Below are 22,198 nucleotides of genomic sequence, written 5' to 3'. Positions count from 1 at the left end.
GAGATCGATGTTCTTAGGAGCAATCGACACCACCTCGACCGTGTTCGGCGGCGGGTGGAAATCCGGGTGGAAAAACGCCCGGCTATTGGGGAGAGGAAGATGAAGGGATCAGGTCTTCTGATGGGGGTCAGTTCTGCAGCTATCGGCTGCATGATCTGCGCCAGCCCGGTATCGGCCGCAGCGGCCGACAATGCTGTCGTGGATGAAGGCTTCGCGCCGATCATCGTGACCGCCAACCGTCGAGCCGAGAATGTCCAGAACGTCGCGGTGCCGGTTACGGCGCTCAACGCCGCTCTCATCGAGCAGCGCTTTTCCCGCGACCTGCTCGACCTCGGCAGTATCGCGCCAAATCTGATCGTCGATCCGATCCTGGGCAACGGCACAGCCGCGATCTCGATCCGCGGCATCCAGCTCAACGATGTCGAGAAGTCGTTCGACCCGCCGGTCGGCGTCTTTCTGGACGGCGTCTATCTCGCTTCCACCACCGGTGCGCTGCTGACGGTCTATGATGCGGCCACGGTCGAGGTGCTGCGCGGCCCGCAGGGAACGCTGTTCGGCCGCAACACCATCGGTGGCCTGCTGCACGTCCAGCGCGCGAGGCCAACCGGAGAGTGGGGCGGCAAGATATCCGCGACCTATGGCCGGTTCGAGCAGTTCGACGTCAAGGGCGTGCTCAATCTTCCGCAACTCGGAAACGCGATCAGCGCGAAAGTGGCGTTCGTCAGTCTCAACGGCGGCGGCTATTTTCGAAACGTCACGCGCAACAAGCGGGAGGGCAACAACGACCTCCTGATGATCAGCCCGCAGGTGCTTGTCGAGCTCGGTGGCGGCAACGAGATCAACCTGGCGTACGACTATATCCGCGATCGCACGCCGACGCGTCCGGTAACCGCCCTCACCGAGGCCAACGAGCTTTTCGGGACTCTGCCGGGCGGGATCGGATTGGGGCAGCCGGCGGGCAATGCCGGCTTCCATCGCCGTCCCACGACGTCGCTGGACCAGAAGGCGTTTCTGGACACCCATTCGATCACGGCCAATGGCAAGTTCGGCCTGGCCGACGATCACGATCTTTTCGTCGTCGTCAATTATCGCGATACCAAGGAAAACTCGATCCAGGACTTCGACGGCGTCGCCGCGACGCTGTTCAACTCGGAACGTCCGCAGCAAATCGACCAGTTTTCCGCCGAACTCCGCTATCAGGGAACGATCGGCCGAGCCAAGGTCGTATCGGGCCTCTATTTTTTCGACAGCAAGTACAATCTCAACCAGCGCACCTATTTCTTCGGTGCAGAGACGGGCGGCACGGATTATCAGCAGAAGGCCAAAAGCTATGCGGCCTTCGCGCAGGTCGACTGGGAAGCGATCGACAATCTGACCTTCACCGCCGGCGGCCGCTACCTGGTCGACAAGAAGCGCGCCTGCGGCGGTCTCGGACAGGGACCGGTATCGGCGCGGACCTATCTCGTTTCCTATGGCGACTGCAGCGAAACGCGCCAGAATGCGCCCGGCTTCAGCAATGTCATTCCCGGTTCGACCAGCCTGGCCACAGGCCGAGCCACGTGGAAGAAGTTCACGCCGAAGGTTGGTGTGAGTTACAAGCCCGGCGAAGACGTGTTGCTGTACGCAAGCTATTCCGAGGGCTTCCGTTCGGGTGGCTTCAACGGACGCGGCAACAACATCCTGACGCTTGGGCCGTACAATCCCGAAAAGGTCCGCAATTTCGAGGTGGGCCTGAAGAGCGAATTCCTCGACCGGCGCGTTCAGGTCAACATTTCCGCGTTCCACACCAAATATCTCGACAAGCAGGAAGACGTGGTCTTCCCGGATCCCGCCGGTGCGACGGTCACGGTCGTTCAGAACGCGGCTTCGGCGACGCTCAAGGGCTTCGAGCTCGAGTCCAAGTTCAGGCCGATCGCCGGCCTGACGCTGGGCTTCAACTTGGGCTATCTGGAAAGTGGCTACGGCCAGTATTTCGACCAGGGCACGCTGCTCGACGGGCCGAACGCCGGGCAGCTGGCACCGATCGACAAATCGAACTTCCTGCTCCGTCGCGCGCCGAAGTGGAACGGCGAGCTGAACATGAACTATGAGCTGCCTATCGGCGACAAGCGTTCGTTGCTGTTCAACACCGACTACAACTTCAAGAGCCGATATTCGATCGTCGGCAACACGGTGAACACCCACGCGAACAATCCCGGCATAATCAAGGCGTTCGGTACGCTCAACGGGTCGATCAGCTACAAGACCGAGACGTACAAGGTTTCGCTGTTCGGCCGGAACCTGACCGGCGAGGATCACTTCCTGCATGTGCTCGACGTGGGAACGACCTTCGGCCGCACCGCTGCGAGCAATGTGCCGATCCCGACCTTCGCCCTGTGGACGTTCGGCACGATCAATCCGCCCACGACCTACGGCATCGAGATCGAGTTCAAATTCTAAGCGGAGAACACCTGAGCCGGGCGCAGCATTGTGCCCGGCTCAGAGTATGACGGAGGACGACGGGTGAATTGGCAGCGACTGTCCTTGGTGGTTTCGGCATTTTGCTCAATCGTGCTGCTTACTGCCGGAGGAGGCGGGCGCGCGGCCGAGACGGTCAAATCGGCCGAGCAGTTCGCCACCGGCAAGGGGCTGATCGCCGATCGGGCCAGCTTGCCGGGTGCCAGGATCTTCGCGGAGAATTGCGCCTTCTGTCACAATGGCTCGGTGCCGAAGGCGCCGCACCTGCAATGGCTCGAAATGTTGCAACCCCAGGCGGTGGTCGACGCGATGACGAAGGGCGTCATGCGCGAGCAGGCGGCTGCGCTTTCACCCGACGACAAATTGCGCGTTGCCGAATATATCACGCGGGTCGATCTGCGCGACGGCCTGCCGAAGATATCGCTGCCGCCGATGTGCAAGGACGGTGCCGCCGGTTTCGATCGGTCGCGCCCGGTCGTCGCGGCCGGATGGGGCCACGACACGCGGCGCTACGTCGCGGCCGCACAGGCCGGGCTTTCGGCCGATGACCTGAAGCGCCTCGAACTCAAATGGTCCTATGCGTTCCCGAACGCGTCGAAGGCGCGGTCTCAACCCTCGATCGGCCTGGGCGCGGTGTTCGTCGGCAGCGAGGACGGCAGGGTCTATGCGTTCGACCTGAAGACCGGCTGTGCCAAGTGGATCTACCAGGCGGCAGGCGAGGTCCGCACCGGCGTGGTGCTGGTCGACGGTCCCACCCCCTCGGTCTATTTCGGCGACATCCTCGGCCGGCTCTATGCGGTCGATGCGCTGACCGGCAAGGAGCGCTGGAGCAAGCGTCTCGACGAGCATCCCAGCGCAACCATCACGGCCACGCCGCTCTACCATGATGGACGGATCTATGCGCCGGTCTCTTCGCTGGAGGTCGTGCCCGCAGCCGATCCGAACTATCCCTGCTGCACCTTCCGGGGATCCATGGTCGCGCTCGATGCGAATGACGGGCGCGAGGTCTGGCGCTTCTGGGCCATTCCAGAACGGCCCCGTCTTCTCGGCAAGACCGCGGCCGGCGCGGACATCTACGGCCCATCGGGGGCACCGATGTGGCTCAGCCCGACGCTGGATGCTGCCCGGGGCCTGATCTACGCCGGCACCGGCGAGAATTACTCGTCCCCGGCCGATGAGAACAGCGACTCGATCTTCGCGATCGATATCGCCAGCGGGAAGCGGGTCTGGCATCGCCAGACCATCACCGGCGATGCCTGGAACGTCGCCTGCATGATGGCCGACAATCCCAATTGCCCGACGGAGAAGGGGCCGGACTTCGACCATTCCAGTTCGCCCCTGCTGGTGGATCTGCCGGGCGGGAAGCAATTGCTGCTGGTCGGGCACAAGAACGGCACCGTCTATGCCCTCGATCCCGACAAGGCCGGCGCGCTGCTCTGGCAGGTCAAGGTCGGGCGCGGCAGCATCCAGGGGGGCGTCCACTTCGGCATGGCCGTCGAGGGCACGACTCTGTACGTCCCGATCAACGACATGAACAATCTGCGCGACGGCAAGGTCATGGACGCGGCTGCGGCCCGGCCGGGGATGCACGCCGTCGATATCCTGGCCGGCAAGCTGCTGTGGAGCCGTGTCCAGGCCAATGTCTGCGGCTCGGACAGGCCTTTTTGCGACCCCGGTATTTCGGCGGCGGTAACTGCCTTGCCTGGCGCGGTCGTCGCCGGGCATCTCGACGGCCATGTCCGCGCCTATGCGCGAAAGGACGGTGCCCTGCTGTGGGATTTCGACACGGTTCGCGATTTCGTCGGGGTCAACGGGATGCACGGCCGTGGCGGCGGCATGTCCGGCGCGGGCGCCGCCATTGGCGACGGTCATGTCGTGATCAATTCCGGCTATGGTCTCTATTTTCACGAGCCGGGAAACATGTTGCTGGTGTTCGGCCCTGCCGACAAGGCGCGCTGAGCGGAGAGGATAGAGCCGATGGGCAGGATAGGTTTGCGAGTGAACGGCGCCGACGTCGAACTCGAGGTGGAGGACCGGACGCTGCTCGTCCATGCGCTGCGCGACGGTCTGCGTCTGACCGGGACCCATGTCGGTTGCGACACCAGCCAGTGCGGCGCCTGCACGGTGCATATGGATGGAAAGGCCGTAAAGAGCTGCTCCCTGCTCGCGGTACAGGCCGAAGGCAGCGAGATCGTCACCATCGAGGGGCTGGCCGCCGGATCGGACCTGCATCCGATGCAGCAAGCCTTTCGGGAGATGCATGCCCTTCAATGCGGTTTCTGCACGCCGGGCATGATCATGATGGGGATCGATATCGTGAAACGGCACGGTCGCCCCGACGAGGCCACCGTCCGATCCGAACTCGAGGGCAATCTCTGCCGGTGCACAGGTTACCACAACATCGTTCGGGCGGTCGTGTCGGCCGCCGCCAAGATGGGTGAGCCGGCATGACCGACGCCCCGATCTACGGAAAGTTCGGGCAGTCGACCAAGCGGGTCGAGGACGCGCGCTTCATCACCGGGCGCGGTCGCTATGTGGACGATCTGAACCTGCCCCGCCAGGCTCATGCGGCGTTCGTGCGATCGCCGCAGGCGCATGCCCGTATCGTCAGCATCGATCTCGATGCTGCCCAGGCATCCCCCGGCGTGATCCGCATCGTGACAGGCGCGGACCTCGAGGCGGGAGGCCTGTATCCGCTACCCTCTGGCTGGGCCTTGTCCTCCGTGGACGGCACTCCGGCCCGGGTCGCGGTGCATCGGGCGATGGCGCTGGACGTCGTACGGTTCGTCGGAGAGCCGGTGGCGCTGGTGATCGCCGAGACCCGCGAGCAGGCGCGAGACGCCGCAGACGCCGTGATGGTGGATTATGAGGACCTTCCTCCCGTCGCTGACATGGAGCGGGCTATTGCCCCCGGTGCGGCGCAACTTCACGAGGATATTCCCGCAAACCGCGCATTCGACTGGGAGTTGGGCAATCGCGACGAGGTGGACGCCGCCTTTGCGCGTGCCACCCGGCGGGTCGCGCTGAAGCTGACCAACAACCGCCTTATCCCCAATGCGATCGAACCGCGCGCGATCAATGTCGAATGGAATGCGTTCGACCGCGCGATGACGATCTACCTGACCCACCAGAACCCGATCGGCGTCCGCCTGCTGTTCATGATGCTGCTGGGCCTGGACTCCGAGCACAGCCTGCGCGTCGTCTCTCCCGATGTGGGCGGTGGTTTCGGGTCCAAGGCGCCGGCCTATGCCGAGGAACTGGCCGTCGCCTTCGCCGCGCGGCTGGTCGATCGGCCGGTCAAATGGACCGCCGAGCGCAGCGAATCCTTCCTGACCGATGCGCATGGCCGCGATCATGTCACGAGTGCCGAACTGGCGATGGACGATGACGGCCATTTCCTGGGCCTGCGCGTTCATACCCTGGCCAATCTGGGAGCCTATATTTCGACCTCGAACGCGCTCGTGGTGTCGTACATGTATGCGACGATGCTGTCGGGCCAATATGCGATCCCGGCTGTGCATGCGCGGGTCGAGGGTGTGTACACCAACACCTGCCCGGTCGATGCCTATCGCGGGGCGGGGCGTCCGGAGGCGGCCTATCTGATCGAACGGCTCGCGCATCTCGCGGCGCGGGAGATCGGGGTCGATCCGGCCGAGATCCGGCGGCGTAACTTCATTCGAGCCTTTCCGTACCAGACGCCTCTCGTCTATCGCTATGATAGCGGGGACTATGAGGGCTGTCTGGATGCGGCGCTGCGGCTGGCCGATTACGACGCCTTCGCCGAGCGACGGGCGCGCTCGCATTCGCAGGGCAAGCTGCGCGGCATCGGTCTGTCGGCCTATGTCGAGGCCTGCGGCATCGGCCCCTCCAAGCTTCTCGCCAGCCTCGGCGGGGGCGGCGGGATGTGGGAATCCTGCGAGATCCGGGTCCAGCCGGGCGGATCGGTGGAGGTGCTGACCGGGGCCCATAATCACGGGCAGGGGCATCAGACCGTCTACAGCCAGATCGTCGCGGAACGCTTCGGTATTCCGATGAACCGGGTCACCGTCATTCAGGGCGATACCGATCGCATCCAGGCCGGCACCGGCACCTATGGATCGCGGGCATCGGTCGGCCTGTCGGCGGCTGTCCTGTCCTGCGACAAGATCATCGCGAAGGGCCGCGAGATCGTCTCGCATATGCTGGACGTCGATGCAACGACGGTCGACTTCGCCGATGGTATCTTCTCGAGCACGGCGACCAACCGGACGGTCGCCTTTGCCGAGATGGTCGGCGCCGCGCATAGTGCCGCCGCCTTCCCGACCGACCGGATCGAGCCAGGCCTCGTCGCGACCACTTTCTTCGACCCTCCGAACTTCACCTATCCCGCCGGCGTCCATGTCTGCGAGGTCGAGATCGATCCGGACACGGGCGTCGTCGAGGTGGTCGCATTCAACGCCGCCGACGACTTTGGCAATGTCGCCAATCCGATGATCGTCGAGGGCCAGGTTCATGGCGGCGTGACACAGGGAATCGGTCAGGCGCTTTGGGAGAATGCCCTGTACGATCCCGACAGCGCGCAGCTGATGACGGCGTCTTATATGGACTATGGCATGCCGCGTGCGGACAGCCTCCCCGAGTTCGGCCTGTGCTTCTGGCCGTCCCCGACGCCGGTCAACCCGCTCGGCATGAAGGGCTGCGGCGAAGCTGGCGCGATCGGATCGCCACCCGCCGTGATCAACGCCATCTGCGACGCCCTGGGTGTCGACCATGTCGACATGCCGGCCTCTCCGGAAAAGATCTGGCGGCTGTGCCGGCAGCGGACGGAGGCTGCCTGATGTACGAACTTGCCTATAGCCGCCCTGTGTCGCTGGCCGAGGCCCTGGCACTGCTCGAAGAGGATGATGGCGCTCAGCCGATTTCGGGCGGGCAGACGCTGATGCCGGTTCTCCGGGCCCGGCTTGCCATGCCATCCCGCCTCGTGGACATAGCACGTCTGGCGGAACTGCGCGGGATACGGCTCGTCGACGGACGGCTTGAGATCGGCGCCGCCATGACCCATGCCGAGGTCGCGGTCGATCCGCTCGTGCAATCGCATGTGCCAGGTCTGGCGCAGTTGGCCGCTGGGATCGGCGACGCGCAGGTCAGGCATCGCGGCACGATAGGGGGATCCGTTGCCAACAACGATCCAGCCGCTTGCTATCCGTCCGCGCTTCTTGCGCTGGGCGCTGTGATCGTCACCAGCCTTCGCAAGCTGGATGCCGATGCCTTTTTTCAGGGCATGTTCGCGACGGCGCTCGAGCCGGGCGAACTGGTGACCGCAGTCATCTTTCCGGTCTGCTCTGGCGCGGCCTATGTGAAGTTCCGCAATCCCGCGTCACGTTTCGCATTGATCGGCGTCTTCGCCGCCAAGACGGATGGTGGGTACCGGATCGCTGTAACGGGTGGAGGGAATGGGGTCTTCCGTTGGCGTGAAGGCGAAGAGCATCTCGACCGGGGCGGCACGGTGGATGCCCTGGACAAGGTGCAGCTGGATAGAGACCTGTTTACCGGCGACATGCACGGCTCGGCGGAATATCGCCACCATCTTGTCAGCGTCGTAACCCGGCGGGCACTGGCGCACTTTCTCTGATAAAGGACTGCGATTGGGATGCAGATCACCGGAAGTTATCCTTTGCCCTGCTCGCCTGATGCCGCCTGGGCGGCGCTCAACGACACCGAGATACTCAAGGCCTGCCTGAAGGGCTGCGAGGCGCTGGAGCGCACGAGCGAGACCGAATTCGTCGGGCGGGTTGCCGCCAAGATCGGGCCCGTCAGTGCGCGCTTCACTGGCACGATGCGGCAGACCGAGATCGATGCACCCCATAGTTGCCGCATGCAGTTCGAAGGGCAGGGCGGTGTCGCAGGATTTGCCAAGGGCAGCGCCCAGGTCACGCTGGCGCAGCAGGATGGCGGCACGCTGCTGACCTATGTTGCCGAAACGCAGATCGGCGGCAAGATCGCCCAGATGGGCGCCAGGCTCGTCGAGGGCACGGCGAAGTCGATGGCAGACGATTTTTTCAGCAAATTCGCCGCTGCGGTCGCCGAGCATGAGCCTGTCTCTCTTCCTCTCTCCCCTCTGGCCGATGTCCTTGAGGCGCCGCCCGCTTCCGAGCAAAGCCCGGGGGCGGAAGCGCCGGACCGGCCCCGGACGCGGTTGCCGGTTTTCCTGATCGCTGCCGCCTTGTTGCTCGGTGGAGGAGCCGTGCTGGTTCTTCTGACATAGGCTTGTACTTTGCGCCGCGCCTATGCCGTCAAGTGCGCCAATAAACTGAAGGCCGATCCGAGAATGCGGTGATGGCACGGAGAGAGCGGGACGCATATCCGCGCTGGATTTCACCTACGGCGTCGGGTCACTATTCCTGTCAGCAGTGGGCGCCTCCCATCCCCCGCCAAGCGCGCGGAAGGAGGCCACGGCCGCGCGGGCGGCTTCGGTCTGCGCCTGGGCGCGCGCGTCGCGCGTTGCGAGCAGGCGGCCATCGGCATCCAGCACTTCGATCAGGCTGACCGCGCCGCCGCGATAGGCGGCCAGCGACGCGGCCTGCGCACGGGTCAGAGCGGCCTCGCCCCGGGCCAGCGTCGCGACCTGCTCCTCCCGGTTGAGGAGAGCGGAAAAGGCGGACTCGACATCCTCCGACGCGCGCAGCACGGCCAGCCGATATGTGGCGAGGGCTTCCGCATTGACGCCCCTGGCCGCAGCCACCTGAGCGTCGACGCGCCCGAAGTCGAACAGCCGCCAGCGCAAGCCCAACGCGCCCTGTGCCTGGGTGGCGCTGCCGGTGAACACATTGCCGGCGCTCGTCGCCGATCCGCCCAGAAGGGCGCTCAACGACAGCTTCGGATAATATTCGGAGACGGCGACGCCTATCCGTGCGTTCGAGGCAGCGAGACGACGTTCGGCAACGATCAGGTCGGGTCGTCGGCGCAACAATTGCTGGGGCGTGCCCATCTCGCCGATGGCGGGCGCAGCGGGGATCGGCCGCACATCGGACAAGGCGCTGCGGTAGGTACCGGGCTGGACGCCGAGAAGGATGTCGAGCGCATTCAGGGCTGCGTCCAGACCGCTGCGCAACACCGGCAGGCTGGCCTCGACCTGGGCAAGCGCGCCTTCGGTCTGGCGAAGCTGGAGTTCGGCGGCGACGCCCTTCTCATATTGCAGCCGGACCATCTCGACGAGCCGGCGCTGGGTTTCCACTTGCCGCTCGGCGATCCCGATCCTAGCCTGCAGGCCGCGAATTGTCAGATATGTGTCGGCTGTCCCGGCCGCGACCGCCAGACGGGTGGCCGCTGCTCCCGCCTGCGATGCCTGGTAATCGGCACGCGCTGCTTCCTGGCCACGTCGCAGACCGCCGAACAGGTCGATTTCCCACGCGGCGCTCAGACCGGCATCGTAAAGCGCGTTATCTCGATCGAATCCCGGGGCATTGCCTGCAAAGCGCCCCAGCGGCGTTTCCAGCGACTGACGGGCGGCCGCCGCCGATCCGGAGGCAGCGAGGGACGGGAGCAGGGCGGCGCCCGCCGCGCGCAGTCCGGCCTGGGCCTGGCTGAGGCGTGCCGCAGCCTGTGCGATGTCGAGATTTTGGGTCAAGGCCGTGCCGACGAGCTCGGTGAGTAACGGATCGCCGAAGCGGGTCCACCAATATGCCTGATCTCCCATCTGTGGCGACGTCCGTGTCGCCATCGCGGCCCCGCTCATGAACGCCGAGGGTGCGGTGATGACCGGAGGGTGGTAGTCGGGGCCGGCAGCGCAACCCGACAGGACGAAACCGGTCATGAGAGGCGCGAGCGAGAGAGGAAAGGCGCGCATTGTCCAGATTTCGTCCAAAGGTGATGTGACCAATGTACAATATGGTCACTTGTTGTCAATCGTCTCACCAATTATCATAGGCCCCCATGACGCAGATGATCCCCGCCACAGCCGGCCAGCGTGGACCCGCCGAGACCGAGAAGCGCGATGCCATCATCGCTGCCGCCAAAGAGCATTTCACCCTCTATGGCTATGACAAGACGACGGTTTCCGATCTTGCCAGGGCGATCGGCTTTTCGAAGGGCTACATCTATAAATTCTTCGAGTCTAAACAGGCGATCGGCGAAGCGATCTGTTCGGGCTGCCTCTGTCAAATCGTGCAGACGATCCATGTGGCATTGGCCGACGCCCCGACCGCTTCGGAAAAATTCAGGCGCCTTTTCAGAGCTATAGTCGAACAAAGTACCACCCTCTTTTTTGCCGAGCGCAAGCTTTACGATATCGCCGCAGTATCCACTCTGGAGGATTGGGGGTCGTCCCGTGCCTATCTGAAGGAGGTGTCCGACATCCTCCAGCAAATCATCCGGGAAGGGCGCGAAGCGGGCGAGTTCGAGCGCAAGACGCCGCTCGACGAGACGTGCCGCGGCATCCTCCAGGTCATGCAACCCTTCATGAACCCGATGATGCTGCAGCATAATCTCGATGTGCTTCCCGATGCGCCCAACGAGGTCGCCAATCTGGTGCTGCGGAGCCTCGCACCCTGATAAGGTTTGTGACCAGTTGACATATTGGTCACTCGATGAGACAGGGCGATATCCCGCGCGGAGAACGCCTCATGTCCCGAACCAATTTGTCCCGATCGACTCCGATTCGATTTCTCATGATGACGAGCGCGGTGGCGCTGTCGCTTTCGGCCTGCACGAAGAGCGAGGACGACCCCCGGACAGGGCCGCAACTCGTGCGGGTCGCCACAGCTATGGGCGGTGGAGCGCGCAGTCGGGCCTTTACCGGCGTCGTCTCTGCGCGGATCCAGAGCGACCTCGGCTTCCGCGTCCCTGGAAAGGTCGTTGCCCGGCTGGTCGATACCGGACAGGCTGTCAGGCGCGGCCAGCCGCTGATGCGCATCGACCGAACCGATCTGGCGCTTGCGGCTGCGGCACAGGGCCGCTTCGTCGAGGCGGCCCGGGCGAGAGCATTGCAGACGGCTGCGGACGAGCGCCGGCTTCGCGATCTTGTCTCTGCGGGAGCGATTTCCGCTTCGGCCTATGATCAGGCGAAGGCGGCGGCGGATGCTGCGCAGGCGCAGCTGAAGGCGACCGAAGCCCAGGCGGACGTTGCGCGCAACGAGGCCGGCTATTCGGTCCTCCTGGCCGATGCCGATGGGATCGTCGTCGAAACACTGGCCGAACCCGGGCAGGTCGTTGCGGCCGGCCAGACCGTCGTGAAGCTGGCCCGTGCCGGTGCGCGCGAGGCCGTTGTCGATCTGCCGGAGGCGGTTCGGCCGCCGATCGGCTCGGTGGCGCGCGCCAACGCTTTCGTGGGTGGGGGCACCAGCCGGGCGCGGCTACGGCAGCTGTCCAACGCCGCCGATCCGCTGACCCGGACGTACGAAGCGCGTTACGTTCTGGAGGGCGCCGCCGCCCGGGCGCCGCTCGGTTCGACGATCACCGTCGAACTTGCCGAGCGCAAGGCGGCCGGGTCGATGGAGGTGCCGCTTGCGGCCATCCATGACAATGGCAAGGGGCCGGGCGTTTGGGTCGTCGCGGGAACGCCGCTCCAGGCCCGCTGGCGCCCGGTCCGCCTGGTCGGAGTCGCCGAGGAGACTGCGACGATCGCCGCAGGGCTGCGACCCGGCGAGCGTTTCGTCGCGCTCGGCGCCCATTTGCTCCACGAAGGCGAAGCCGTTCGCCTGTCGGTCGAGCAAGCGCAATGAGCGGGTTCAACCTTTCCGCCCTGGCTGTCCGCGAACGCGCCGTCACCCTGTTCCTGCTCATCGCGGTTTCGCTCGCCGGGCTTTACGCCTTTCTACAGCTTGGCCGCGCCGAGGATCCGACCTTCACCATCAAGGCGATGACGGTCGTCACGACCTGGCCCGGCGCGACGGCGCAGGAGATGCAGGATCAGGTGGCCGAGCCGCTGGAAAAGCGCATGCAGGAGCTGCGCTGGTACGACCGGTCGGAGACGTTCACCCGCCCTGGACTAGCGTTCACGACGGTGACGTTGAAGGATTCGACCCCACCGTCTGCGGTGCCGGAAGAATTCTATCAGGCGCGCAAGAAGCTGGGCGATGCGGCGGCCCAATTGCCGCGCGGAGTCCAGGGGCCGTTCGTCAATGACGAATATGGCGACGTCACCTTCGCCCTCTACGCGCTCAAGGCCAAGGGCGAGCCGCAACGTTTGCTGGTGCGGGAGGCCGAGCAGATCCGCCAGCGCCTGCTGCACGTGCCGGGCGTCAAGAAGGTCAACATCGTCGGCGAGCGACCCGAGCGGATTTTCGTCGAGATTTCTTCCGACCGCCTCGCCAATCTGGGTGTCTCGGCGCGCGACATCTTTGCAGCGCTGGCCAACCGGAACCTCATCACCCCGGCAGGTTCGATCGACACCAAGGGCCCGCAACTGCTCGTGCGGCTCGACGGCGCGCTCGACGATCTCGACAAGATCCGCGACACGCCGATCGTCGCCGCAGGACGAACCCTCAAACTGGCCGACATCGCCACCGTCCGGCGCGGCTATGAGGATCCCTCGACCTTCCTGATCCGCCACCAGGGCGAGCCCACGCTGATCCTCGGCGTGGTCATGAAGGAGCGCTATAACGGCCTTCAGCTGGGTCGCGACCTGGAAAAGGAGGCGGGTGCGATCGCCTCCGAGATGCCGCTGGGCCTGTCCTTCGACAAGGTCACCGACCAGGCCGTCAACATCCAGGAAGCCTATAGCGAGTTCATGCTGAAATTCGTGGTGGCGCTCGCGGTCGTGATCGCGGTCAGCCTGATCAGCATGGGCTGGCGGGTCGGGATCGTGGTGGCGATGGCTGTTCCGCTGACGCTGGCCGCGGTGTTCGTGATCATGCTGGCGACCGGCCGCGATTTCGACCGGATCACGCTGGGCGCCCTGATCCTGGCGCTGGGACTGCTCGTCGACGACGCGATCATCATCATCGAGACGATGGTCGTGAAGATGGAGGAAGGGCGCGATCGTATCTTCGCGTCCACCTTCGCATGGAGCCATACGGCTGCGCCGATGCTGGCGGGCACGCTGGTGACGACGATTGGTCTTATGCCAGTGGGTTTCGCCAAGTCGAGCGCGGGCGAATATGCCGGCAACATCTTCTGGGTGGTCGGCTTCGCATTGCTCGCCTCCTGGGTGGTGGCGGTGATCTTCACGCCCTATCTCGGCGTAAAGCTGCTGCCCGACATCAAGCCGATCGAGGGAGGCCATGCCGCGATCTACGGTACGCCGCGCTACCAGAAGCTTCGCTCGATGGTCGGCTGGACGATAGCCCATAAGAAGAAGGTTCTGTTGTCGGTCGCTGGACTACTGATCGTCGCGGTGCTGGCGATGGGGCTGGTCAAGCAGCAGTTCTTTCCGATTTCGGACCGGCCCGAAGTTTTCGTCGAGGTCCAGATGCCGGAGGGCAGCAGTATCGAGGCGACGAGCGCTGCGACCGCCAAGGTCGAGGCGTGGCTGAGGAAGCAGCCCGAATCCCGGATCGTGACATCCTATATCGGGCAGGGCGCGCCTCGCTTCTTTCTCGCTATTTCGCCCGAGCTCCCCGACCCGTCTTTCGCGAAGATCGTGATCCTGACGCCGGACCAGGAGGCCCGCGAGACCCTGACGCGCCGTGTCCGTCGCGCCGCTGCCGAAGGGCTGGCGCCCGAAGCCCGAATTCGCGCCACGCAGATCGTGTTCGGTCCTTATTCGCCTTTCCCGGTCGCGTTCCGGGTGATGGGGCCGGACGCCGCGAAGGTCCGTGCCATCGCCGAGCGGGTGCGCGGCGTGATGCTCGCCAATCCGTCCATGCGCCAGGTCAACACCGACTGGGGCGAGCGGGTGCCGACGGCGCATTTCGTGCTGGATCAGGATCGATTGCGATCGATCGGGCTGAGCTCGCAGGATGCGGGGGAGCAATTGCAGTTCCTGCTGACCGGGGTGACTGTCACCCAGGTTCGCGAGGACATTCGGACGGTAGATGTGGTCGCGCGCAGTGCGGGTCCGGATCGGCTCGATCCCGCACGGCTGAATGGCTTCACCCTTGTCGGGAGTGCCGGGCAGCGGGTTCCGCTCGAGCAGATCGGGAAGATCGAGATACGGATGGAGGAACCGATCCTGCGTCGTCGCGACCGCTATACGACGATCACGGTGCGCGGGGACATCGCCGACGGTCTCCAGCCGCCCGACGTGGCGAACCAGGTGCTCAAGGACATCGAGCCGATCGTGTCGACCTTGCCGGCCGGCTTCAAGATCGAGACCGCCGCTTCGCTGGAAGAGTCCGGCAAGGCCAACAAGGCGCTCGCCGCGGTCTTCCCGCTCATGATCGTGCTGATGATGGTGGTGATCATCTTCCAGGTCCGCTCCATGTCGGCGATGGCGATGGTGCTGCTCACGGCGCCGCTGGCGCTGGTGGGCGTTGTTCCGACGCTGCTGATCTTCCAGCAGCCCTTCGGCTTCAACGCGATCCTCGGTCTCATCGGGCTTGCCGGCATCATCATGCGCAACACGCTGATCCTGGTTGGGCAGATTCACACCAACGAGGCGGAGGGCCTCGCCCCCTATCATGCCGTTGTCGAGGCGACGGTCCAGCGCGCCAGGCCGGTGATCCTGACGGCACTCGCCGCCGTGCTCGCCTTCATCCCGCTGACCTTCTCGGTCTTCTGGGGATCGCTGGCATTCACCCTGATCGGTGGCACGATCGGCGGAACCGCGCTGACGCTGGTGTTCCTGCCCGCGCTTTACGCGATCTGGTACCGCGTCACGCCGCCTTCCGACGACGGTCGGGGGGAGTTGGCTCCTCCCGAGCATGCCATACCCTCCAACGAGCGGCCGTCCTGATGAGCGGCCGGCATGAACAGCGCGAGCGACCTCAGTATCCCATGCTGAATGATCCGTCCGCTACCAGGGGATCGATCCCGTTGTGCGTTTCCCGTACGTCGATGTCGGCCACGCCCAGAGCGTGCCCGGATGCGGTGAAGATCTCGAGTGCCAGATCGGCGACCCCATCTCCGTTCGTGTCGCCTTCGACCAGCCAGTGTCCGCTGGCGATTTCGACCCGGCGCAATTCCCCCGCCAAACCCGTGAAGACATTGTCGCCGACATCGGTGAAGGCGGTGTTGCCTGGCGTGCCAAGGTCGGCGTCGATCGCCGACAGGTCGATCCGGTCGCCGGCCGCGAATGGACAGGCTGCTGATGACCGAGGCCCGGTCGGGGCCCGCCCGGTTCGAGCGCAGCCACCGATCCACCTCTCCTTGATGAAACCATCCTGTCAGCAAATTAAATCGATATCAATATAATTTTTAACGCTGGAAGCATTGGTGGATCCCCTCCTTCATCGAGGTGACGGCGCTGGCTGTTTGAGCCTCGCCATGGCGATCAGGAGGGCACGCGAACGAGGCTCGCCAAAGCGCGCGTCCGAGCTGTCGTGACGGCACTGCGGGGCCCCGGATGGCGCAGGCAAATCAGAACCAGAACGGATCTTTTTCTGCCCAGCAAACTCTGGGTTTCCAGAGCTTTCAGGCTATACCAGCCGCTGACTATCGCGCCGGGGGGCTCATGCTTATCAACGGAACGGCTGGTGCCGACACGCTTATCGGCGGTGCGGGAGACGATCGGCTGGAAGGCGGGGACGGGGCGGATACGCTGTCCGGGATCGAAGGCAGCGATAGCTTCTTCGGCGGCAATGGCGATGACGTCATACTGGCGGGCGCTTATCTCGATAGCCAAGACAGCGACGTCAAACTGATCGACGGCGGCGCGGGTACCGATCGGCTCGAGATCTATTTCTATGTTGGTGATGCCGTCACCGTCGACCTCGGCAATCCCGCCTCCGCCGCGTCGATCCTGATCGGCGGTGCGGTGCGCGGAACGATCGTCGACGTCGAACGGATCGACATCGCTACCGGCAGCGGAAATGACAGCATCACCGGCGGCGAATTGCCGGATACGCTCTTCGGCGGCAACGGTAACGATACGCTCCGCGGCGGCGGTGGAGACGATCTGCTGTTCGGCAGCGTGAATTTGCCTGCCGGGTCCGATGACGATCTTCTCGATGGCGGATCGGGCAGCGATACCGTTACCTATCGTCACACCGGCGATCCGGTCTCGATCGATCTAAATCTTCAGGGCCAGGTCCAGAATAACGGGCTGGGTGCAGGTTCCGATATCCTGATCGGGATCGAGAACATCGAAGGATCCCGCCATGGCGACAGGCTGATCGGCGATGACAATGCCAATCATATCGACGGCATTGACGGTAGCGACCTGATCGACGGGCGCGGTGGAGATGACGAACTCTACATCTCGTCCGATTTCGGCAATGTCCGGGTCACGATGATGGGCGGCGACGGCGATGATCGTATCAGCGCCTATCGTGCCGAGCGGGTCACGCTGGACGGCGGCAACGGCGATGACGAGATATTCGCCAGGGTTGAGAACGCGGTGATCGATGCTGGCGCCGGCGACGATATCGTGACCGTCTATCTGGCCAGCGCCGGCACCTACGTGACGCTCGGCGCCGGTTCGGATACGCTTCGCCTCTTCCAGACGGCGCGCGCTTATCAGGGCGGAACCCGCGTGATCGCCGATTTCCAGACGGGCGACGACGGCGATATTCTCGACTTGGCCGATTATGCTACAAATTCTGTGTTGGTGCCCGCGGTATCGGGCGGAAATCTCTTCACCACCGGGCATTTCAAGCTGGTGCAGTCGGGCGCGGATACGCTCTTCCAGGTCGATGTCGATGGCAGTGCCCGATCCGGCTATTTGGCGACCACGATGCTTGTGTTCCGGAATCGGAACGTCGAGGATTTCACCAGCTACAATCTGGCCGGGCAGCTTCCGGGCCAGATCGGTCCGGCTATAGGGACCAACAGCGACGACGTACTGACGGGGACCGCGTCGAGAGACAGTATCGACGGGGGTGCCGGCAACGACACCATGGCCGGCGGTGCGGGTGACGATCGCTATCAGGTCGACCAGGCCGGCGATGTCGTTATCGAACGGGAAGATGAGGGCGATGATCTCGTCATCGCCTCGCTGAATTACAACCTCCCGGTCAATGTCGAAAATCTGATCCTGACCGGCAACGCGCCGCTCGTTGGTATCGGTAACGCCCTGTCCAACGCCATGACCGGCAATAGCGGCTCCAACGTGCTGGCAGGCGGGGAAGGCAACGATACGCTGGAGGGAGGAGCCGGTGACGACATTCTCGTCGGCTGGACCGGCTCTGACAGTCTGGTCGGCGGAACGGGGGATGATCTCTATGTCGTCGATGAAGGCGGCCCCGTCTTTATCGACAGCGTGGTAGAACAGGCCGATCAGGGCACGGATACGGTCAACACGTCGGCGAGCTTCAGCCTTCCGGACAATGTCGAGAATCTGGTGCTTGCCGGGACAGGCGCGCTCTCCGGGATCGGCAATGCGCTCGCGAATATCCTTACCGGCAATGTGGCAGGAAACCAGCTTAGCGGCGGCGATGGCAATGACAGCATTTACGGTGGTGCAGGATCGGACACTCTTTCCGGCGGCGATGGTAACGATCTGCTCGATGGCGGTGGCGATAGGGATGTTCTCGTCGGCGGTGCTGGTGACGACGTCTATATCGTCGACAATATCGGCGACCTGATCAGCGAGGTGCCAGGCGGAGGCATTGACAGCGTCACCGCCTCGGTCAGCTTTCAGCTGGCTCCGATCGAAATAGAAAATCTCCTTCTGGCAGGCGCGGGCAATCTCGACGGCACCGGCAATCATCTGGCCAACGTCATCACGGGCAATGACGGAAATAATAATCTCTCGGGCGCCGATGGCGCGGACACGCTGAACGGCGGTGCCGGCAATGACAGGCTGGATGGCGGCGCGGGTATCGACCTGATGGCCGGCGGCGCAGGCAACGATGCCTATGTCGTCGACGATGCGGGCGACATCGTCGTCGAGGATGCGAATGGCGGCATAGACGACGTCAGCGCATCGGATAGTTTCATGCTTTCTGCCAATGTCGAGAATCTGACGCTGACGGGTTCAGCCCATAGCGAAGGCCGCGGCAATGCGTCCGCCAATGCGATTGCCGGCAATGCCGGAAGCAATCTGCTCGCCGGCGGATCGGGCAACGATACGCTCACGGGCAACGAAGGGGCGGATACGCTCGACGGCGGCCAGGGCAATGACGCCATGGCGGGCGGAACCGGTGACGACGTCTATGTCGTCGATGCGACGGGCGATATCGTCACCGAAATGGCGGATGCCGGCGTCGACCGCGTCAGTGCTTCGATCAGTTACACGCTCGGCAGCACCGTCGAAAATCTGGGACTGACCGGCTCGGCCGACATTGCTGGCAGCGGAAACGCGCTGGATAATGTCCTGGTCGGCAACAGTGGCAACAATGTGCTGAGCGGCGGGGCAGGGAGCGATAGGATCGAAGGCGGTGCGGGCAACGACGCGCTGGATGGCGGAGGCGGCGCCGATTCGATGGCGGGCGGGATCGGAGACGACAGCTACACCGTCGACAATGTAAGCGACGTTGCGAGCGAGGCGGCAGGCGAGGGGACAGATGCGGTCAACGCTTCGGTTTCCTACGGACTGAGCGACAATATCGAGAATCTGACGCTGACGGGCAGCGCTGCGATTAATGGCACGGGCAACGGTCTCGCCAACATCATCTCGGGCAACGGGAACGCGAACGCTCTGGCCGGGGGTGGCGGCAACGATACCCTGACGGGCGGAGCAGGCAACGACACGCTCGACGGTGGTGAGGGCGTCGACACGCTGGCCGGGGGGAGCGGCAACGACTTCTATCTGGTCGACGAAGCCGAGGATCTGGTGGCCGAGGACCGCAATAGCGGCACCGACACGGTCAGCGCCACGGCCAGCTACGCGCTCGGCGACAATATCGAGAATCTGACATTGGCCGGCAGCGGGGATATCGACGGTGCCGGAAACGCCCTGAACAATGTCGTGCTCGGCAATGGCGGCGACAATGTCCTGAGCGGTGGAGACGGTAATGATGTGCTGACCGGCAATGCCGGCAATGACACGCTCGATGGCGGTAGCGGCAACGACACGATGACAGGCGGCATTGGTGACGACAGCTATGTCGTCGATGCGACCCGCGACATCGTAAGCGAAGGATTGGGCGCCGGAACCGATACGGTCCATGCCGCGATCAGCTACACGCTTGGCACTAACGTCGAAAATCTGGTTCTGACCGGCTCGGCCAACCTCAATGGCACCGGCAATCTGCTGGACAATGTGGTTCTCGGGAACAGTGGCAACAATGTTCTGGTTGGCGGAGCGGGCAGCGACACGATCGAGGGTGGTGCGGGCGCTGACACACTTGACGCCGGCGTCGGCGCGGACTCTATGTCGGGCGGCGCTGGCAATGACAGCTACACCATCGACAATGCCGGGGACCGGGTGAGGGAGGCTGCGGGCGAGGGCACCGACACGGTCAATGCTTCCATTTCGCACACCCTGAGCGATAATGTTGAGAATCTGACTCTGACGGGCAGCGCCGCCATCGATGGTACGGGTAATGGTCTTGCCAACGTCATCACAGGTAATGACGGCACCAACATTGTCGCCGGCGGGGCTGGCAATGATACGCTGATCGGTGGCGGCGGCAACGATAGGCTCGACGGTGGCGAAGGCAGCGACGCGCTGGTCGGGGGGAGCGGTAACGACCTTTATCTGGTCGATGATTCGGGTGACCTGATAACCGAGGGCCGCAATGGTGGCACCGACACGGTGAATGCCGCGGGCAGCTATACGCTCGGCGCCAATGTCGAAAATCTGGTTCTGACCGGTGCGGGCGATCTTGATGGCACCGGCAATAGCGCAAACAACGCGATTACCGGCAATGGCGGCGACAATGTCCTGAGTGGTGCGGGCGGCAACGACGCACTTACGGGCAACGCCGGCAACGACACGCTCGATGGAGGTAGCGGCAGCGACACCATGGCGGGCGGTGCTGGGGACGACAGCTATATCGTCGATGCGACGGGCGATGTCGTGAGCGAGGCAGCGGAAGCCGGCACTGATACGGTCAGCGCTTCAATCGGCTACACCCTCGGGGCCAATGTCGAGAATTTGACCTTGACCGGTTCGACCAACATCAACGGCACCGGCAATGTGCTGGACAATGTCGTCGTGGGCAACAGCGGCAACAATGTCCTGAAAGGCGACGCAGGCAACGATACGATCGAAGGTGGTGCCGGCAACGATATGCTCGACGGCGGCTCCGGCGCCGATTCGATGGTTGGCGGGGCCGGCAGCGACAGCTACGTCGTCGACAGCGCTGGCGACGACGTTGTCGAGCTCGAGGGCGGCGGCATCGACGCGGTCAGCAGCTCGGTTGGCTACACACTGGGCGCCAATATCGAGAATCTGACCCTCACCGGCTCTGCCAACATTTATGGCGCCGGTAATGGCGCGAACAACGTTCTCACAGGCAATGGCGGCGCGAATGCGCTGACGGGCGGTGCGGGGAGCGACACGCTGAACGGCGGCGCCGGCAACGATGTGCTGGATGGCGGCAGCGGCAACGATGTCATGGTCGGCGGTTCGGGCAATGACGCTTATGTCGTCGACACTGCAAGCGACGCCATAATCGAAAGCGCCAATGGGGGCACCGACAGCGTCACCGCTTCGGTATCCTACGTCCTGTCAGCCAATATCGAGACGCTCACCCTGGTGGGCGACAGCGACATCAACGGTACAGGCAATGCGTCGGCCAATCAGCTTATCGGCAACAGCGGCAGCAATATCCTGATCGGCGGGGCTGGCGCAGATACCTTGAGCGGAGGAGAAGGCGATGACCACCTCGATGGTGGCACCGGCAGTGATAGAATGGCGGGCGGTGTGGGCAATGACAGCTATGCTGTCGACGCCAGCGGCGACCTGATCACTGAACACGCGGACGGCGGGATCGATAGCGTCGCGGCCTCGGTCAGCTATGTGCTGGGGGCCAATGTCGAAAACATGACCCTGTCGGGCAACGGCAACATCAACGGCACGGGCAATGCGTCCGACAATATCATCACGGGTAATGGCGGCAGGAATAGCCTGAACGGTGGCGACGGCGACGATGTGCTGAACGGCGGGGCGGAGAGCGATACCCTCTCCGGCGGTGCCGGTGACGATGTGCTGAACGGCGGCACCGGAGTTGACCGGATGGCGGGTGGCACCGGTGACGACATCTACGTGGTCGATGCGACGGGTGACGTCACCACCGAGGCTGCTGGGGCCGGAACCGATACGGTAAATGCTTCGGTCACGCACATGCTCGGCGCCAACATCGAAAATCTAACGCTGACAGGTTCGGCCGGCATCAATGGCAGCGGCAACAACGAACATAACGTCATCGTAGGCAACAGCGGAGCCAACGTCCTGAACGGTGGTGCTGGCAATGATACGCTGGACGGAGGTGCGGGCAGCGATACCCTGATCGGGGGAGCGGGTGGGGACATATTCAGCTTCGGTACCGCACTGGTCCCCGGAAATGTCGACATGGTGATGGATTTCGCTGTCGGGTTCGACCTGTTTCGCCTCGACCACGCTATCTTTCAGGGCATCGGACTGGGCCTACTTGGCGAAAACCAGTTCTTCGTCGGCAGCATGGCCGCCGACAACACCCATCGCATCATTTACGACAATGTCGGTGGAGGACTTTATTACGACGCTGATGGCAGCGGAGATGGTGGCGCACAGCAATTCGCACGGTTCAACCTGTCCGTTTCGTCCCTGTCGCATTTGGATTTCCTCATCGACTAAGCG

The 22,198-nt window shown here is 63.8% G+C and carries 12 protein-coding genes; 11 read left to right on the top strand and 1 reads right to left on the bottom strand.

Annotated elements, in window-relative coordinates; all coding sequences use genetic code 11:
• Positions 1-99 precede the first annotated feature (99 nt).
• The 6 genes from G6P88_RS05765 (at position 100) to G6P88_RS05740 (ending at position 8,701) form a co-directional block, all read left to right on the top strand.
• Positions 100-2,439: a TonB-dependent receptor gene (locus G6P88_RS05765; RefSeq protein WP_165322292.1), complete on the top strand. Its 2,340-nt coding sequence runs from the start codon at positions 100-102 to the stop codon at positions 2,437-2,439.
• 111 nt (positions 2,440-2,550) lie between these two features.
• Positions 2,551-4,416: an outer membrane protein assembly factor BamB family protein gene (locus tag G6P88_RS05760; protein WP_165322291.1), complete on the top strand. Its 1,866-nt coding sequence runs from the start codon at positions 2,551-2,553 to the stop codon at positions 4,414-4,416.
• Between the two features lie 39 nt (positions 4,417-4,455).
• Positions 4,456-4,908 carry a (2Fe-2S)-binding protein gene (locus tag G6P88_RS05755; RefSeq protein ID WP_282097780.1) on the top strand — a complete coding sequence of 151 codons (453 nt, stop codon included), beginning with the start codon at positions 4,456-4,458 and terminating at the stop codon, positions 4,906-4,908.
• Positions 4,905-7,274 (top strand): xanthine dehydrogenase family protein molybdopterin-binding subunit, encoded by a 2,370-nt coding sequence (locus tag G6P88_RS05750; RefSeq protein WP_165322289.1) that lies wholly within the window; start codon positions 4,905-4,907, stop codon positions 7,272-7,274. The genes G6P88_RS05755 and G6P88_RS05750 overlap by 4 nt, the downstream gene beginning before the upstream one ends.
• A complete protein-coding gene (locus G6P88_RS05745) occupies positions 7,274-8,068 on the top strand; it encodes an FAD binding domain-containing protein (RefSeq protein WP_165322288.1) in 795 nt (264 codons plus the stop codon). The genes G6P88_RS05750 and G6P88_RS05745 overlap by 1 nt, the downstream gene beginning before the upstream one ends.
• An 18-nt stretch (positions 8,069-8,086) precedes the next feature.
• Entirely contained in the window at positions 8,087-8,701 is a 615-nt protein-coding gene (locus G6P88_RS05740; RefSeq protein ID WP_206335874.1) for an SRPBCC family protein, read from the top strand.
• A 114-nt stretch (positions 8,702-8,815) separates the two neighbouring features.
• On the opposite strand, the gene G6P88_RS05735 is transcribed toward G6P88_RS05740, so the two are convergent.
• Positions 8,816-10,249 (bottom strand): efflux transporter outer membrane subunit, encoded by a 1,434-nt coding sequence (locus G6P88_RS05735; RefSeq protein WP_226946738.1) that lies wholly within the window; start codon positions 10,247-10,249, stop codon positions 8,816-8,818.
• Between the two features lie 119 nt (positions 10,250-10,368).
• On the opposite strand from G6P88_RS05735, the gene G6P88_RS05730 reads away from it, so the two are divergent.
• From G6P88_RS05730 to G6P88_RS05710, 5 genes are all read left to right on the top strand, one after another.
• Positions 10,369-10,986, top strand: a complete 618-nt coding sequence (locus G6P88_RS05730; RefSeq protein ID WP_165322286.1) for a TetR/AcrR family transcriptional regulator — start codon at positions 10,369-10,371, stop codon at positions 10,984-10,986.
• A gap of 116 nt (positions 10,987-11,102) precedes the next feature.
• Positions 11,103-12,155, top strand: a complete 1,053-nt coding sequence (locus tag G6P88_RS05725; protein WP_165322285.1) for an efflux RND transporter periplasmic adaptor subunit — start codon at positions 11,103-11,105, stop codon at positions 12,153-12,155.
• Entirely contained in the window at positions 12,152-15,268 is a 3,117-nt protein-coding gene (locus tag G6P88_RS05720) for an efflux RND transporter permease subunit (RefSeq protein ID WP_165322284.1), read from the top strand. Before G6P88_RS05725 ends, G6P88_RS05720 begins: the two co-directional genes overlap by 4 nt.
• 82 nt (positions 15,269-15,350) lie before the next feature.
• Positions 15,351-15,623 carry a hypothetical protein gene (locus G6P88_RS05715; protein ID WP_165322283.1) on the top strand — a complete coding sequence of 91 codons (273 nt, stop codon included), beginning with the start codon at positions 15,351-15,353 and terminating at the stop codon, positions 15,621-15,623.
• Between the two features lie 362 nt (positions 15,624-15,985).
• Complete coding sequence (locus G6P88_RS05710) at positions 15,986-22,195, top strand: calcium-binding protein (RefSeq protein ID WP_165322282.1); 6,210 nt, start codon at positions 15,986-15,988, stop codon at positions 22,193-22,195.
• The last annotated feature ends 3 nt before the right edge of the window (positions 22,196-22,198 follow it).

Source organism: Rhizorhabdus phycosphaerae (assembly GCF_011044255.1).
In the GTDB taxonomy this organism is placed as follows: Bacteria; Pseudomonadota; Alphaproteobacteria; order Sphingomonadales; family Sphingomonadaceae; genus Rhizorhabdus; species Rhizorhabdus phycosphaerae.
The sequence above is the reverse complement of the archived record's forward strand: the minus strand, read 5'-3'. Positions and strand labels throughout refer to the sequence as shown.

Excerpts from the sequence above, each read along its gene's own strand:
- G6P88_RS05720 (WP_165322284.1), top strand. The coding sequence starts at position 12,152 with ATGAGCGGGTTCAACCTTTCCGCCCTGGCTGTCCGCGAACGCGCCGTC.
- G6P88_RS05710 (WP_165322282.1), top strand. The coding sequence starts at position 15,986 with ATGCTTATCAACGGAACGGCTGGTGCCGACACGCTTATCGGCGGTGCG.
- G6P88_RS05745 (WP_165322288.1), top strand. The coding sequence starts at position 7,274 with ATGTACGAACTTGCCTATAGCCGCCCTGTGTCGCTGGCCGAGGCCCTG.
- G6P88_RS05740 (WP_206335874.1), top strand. The coding sequence starts at position 8,087 with ATGCAGATCACCGGAAGTTATCCTTTGCCCTGCTCGCCTGATGCCGCC.
- G6P88_RS05735 (WP_226946738.1), bottom strand. The coding sequence starts at position 10,249 with ATGACCGGTTTCGTCCTGTCGGGTTGCGCTGCCGGCCCCGACTACCAC.
- G6P88_RS05750 (WP_165322289.1), top strand. The coding sequence starts at position 4,905 with ATGACCGACGCCCCGATCTACGGAAAGTTCGGGCAGTCGACCAAGCGG.
- G6P88_RS05725 (WP_165322285.1), top strand. The coding sequence starts at position 11,103 with ATGATGACGAGCGCGGTGGCGCTGTCGCTTTCGGCCTGCACGAAGAGC.
- G6P88_RS05730 (WP_165322286.1), top strand. The coding sequence starts at position 10,369 with ATGACGCAGATGATCCCCGCCACAGCCGGCCAGCGTGGACCCGCCGAG.
- G6P88_RS05765 (WP_165322292.1), top strand. The coding sequence starts at position 100 with ATGAAGGGATCAGGTCTTCTGATGGGGGTCAGTTCTGCAGCTATCGGC.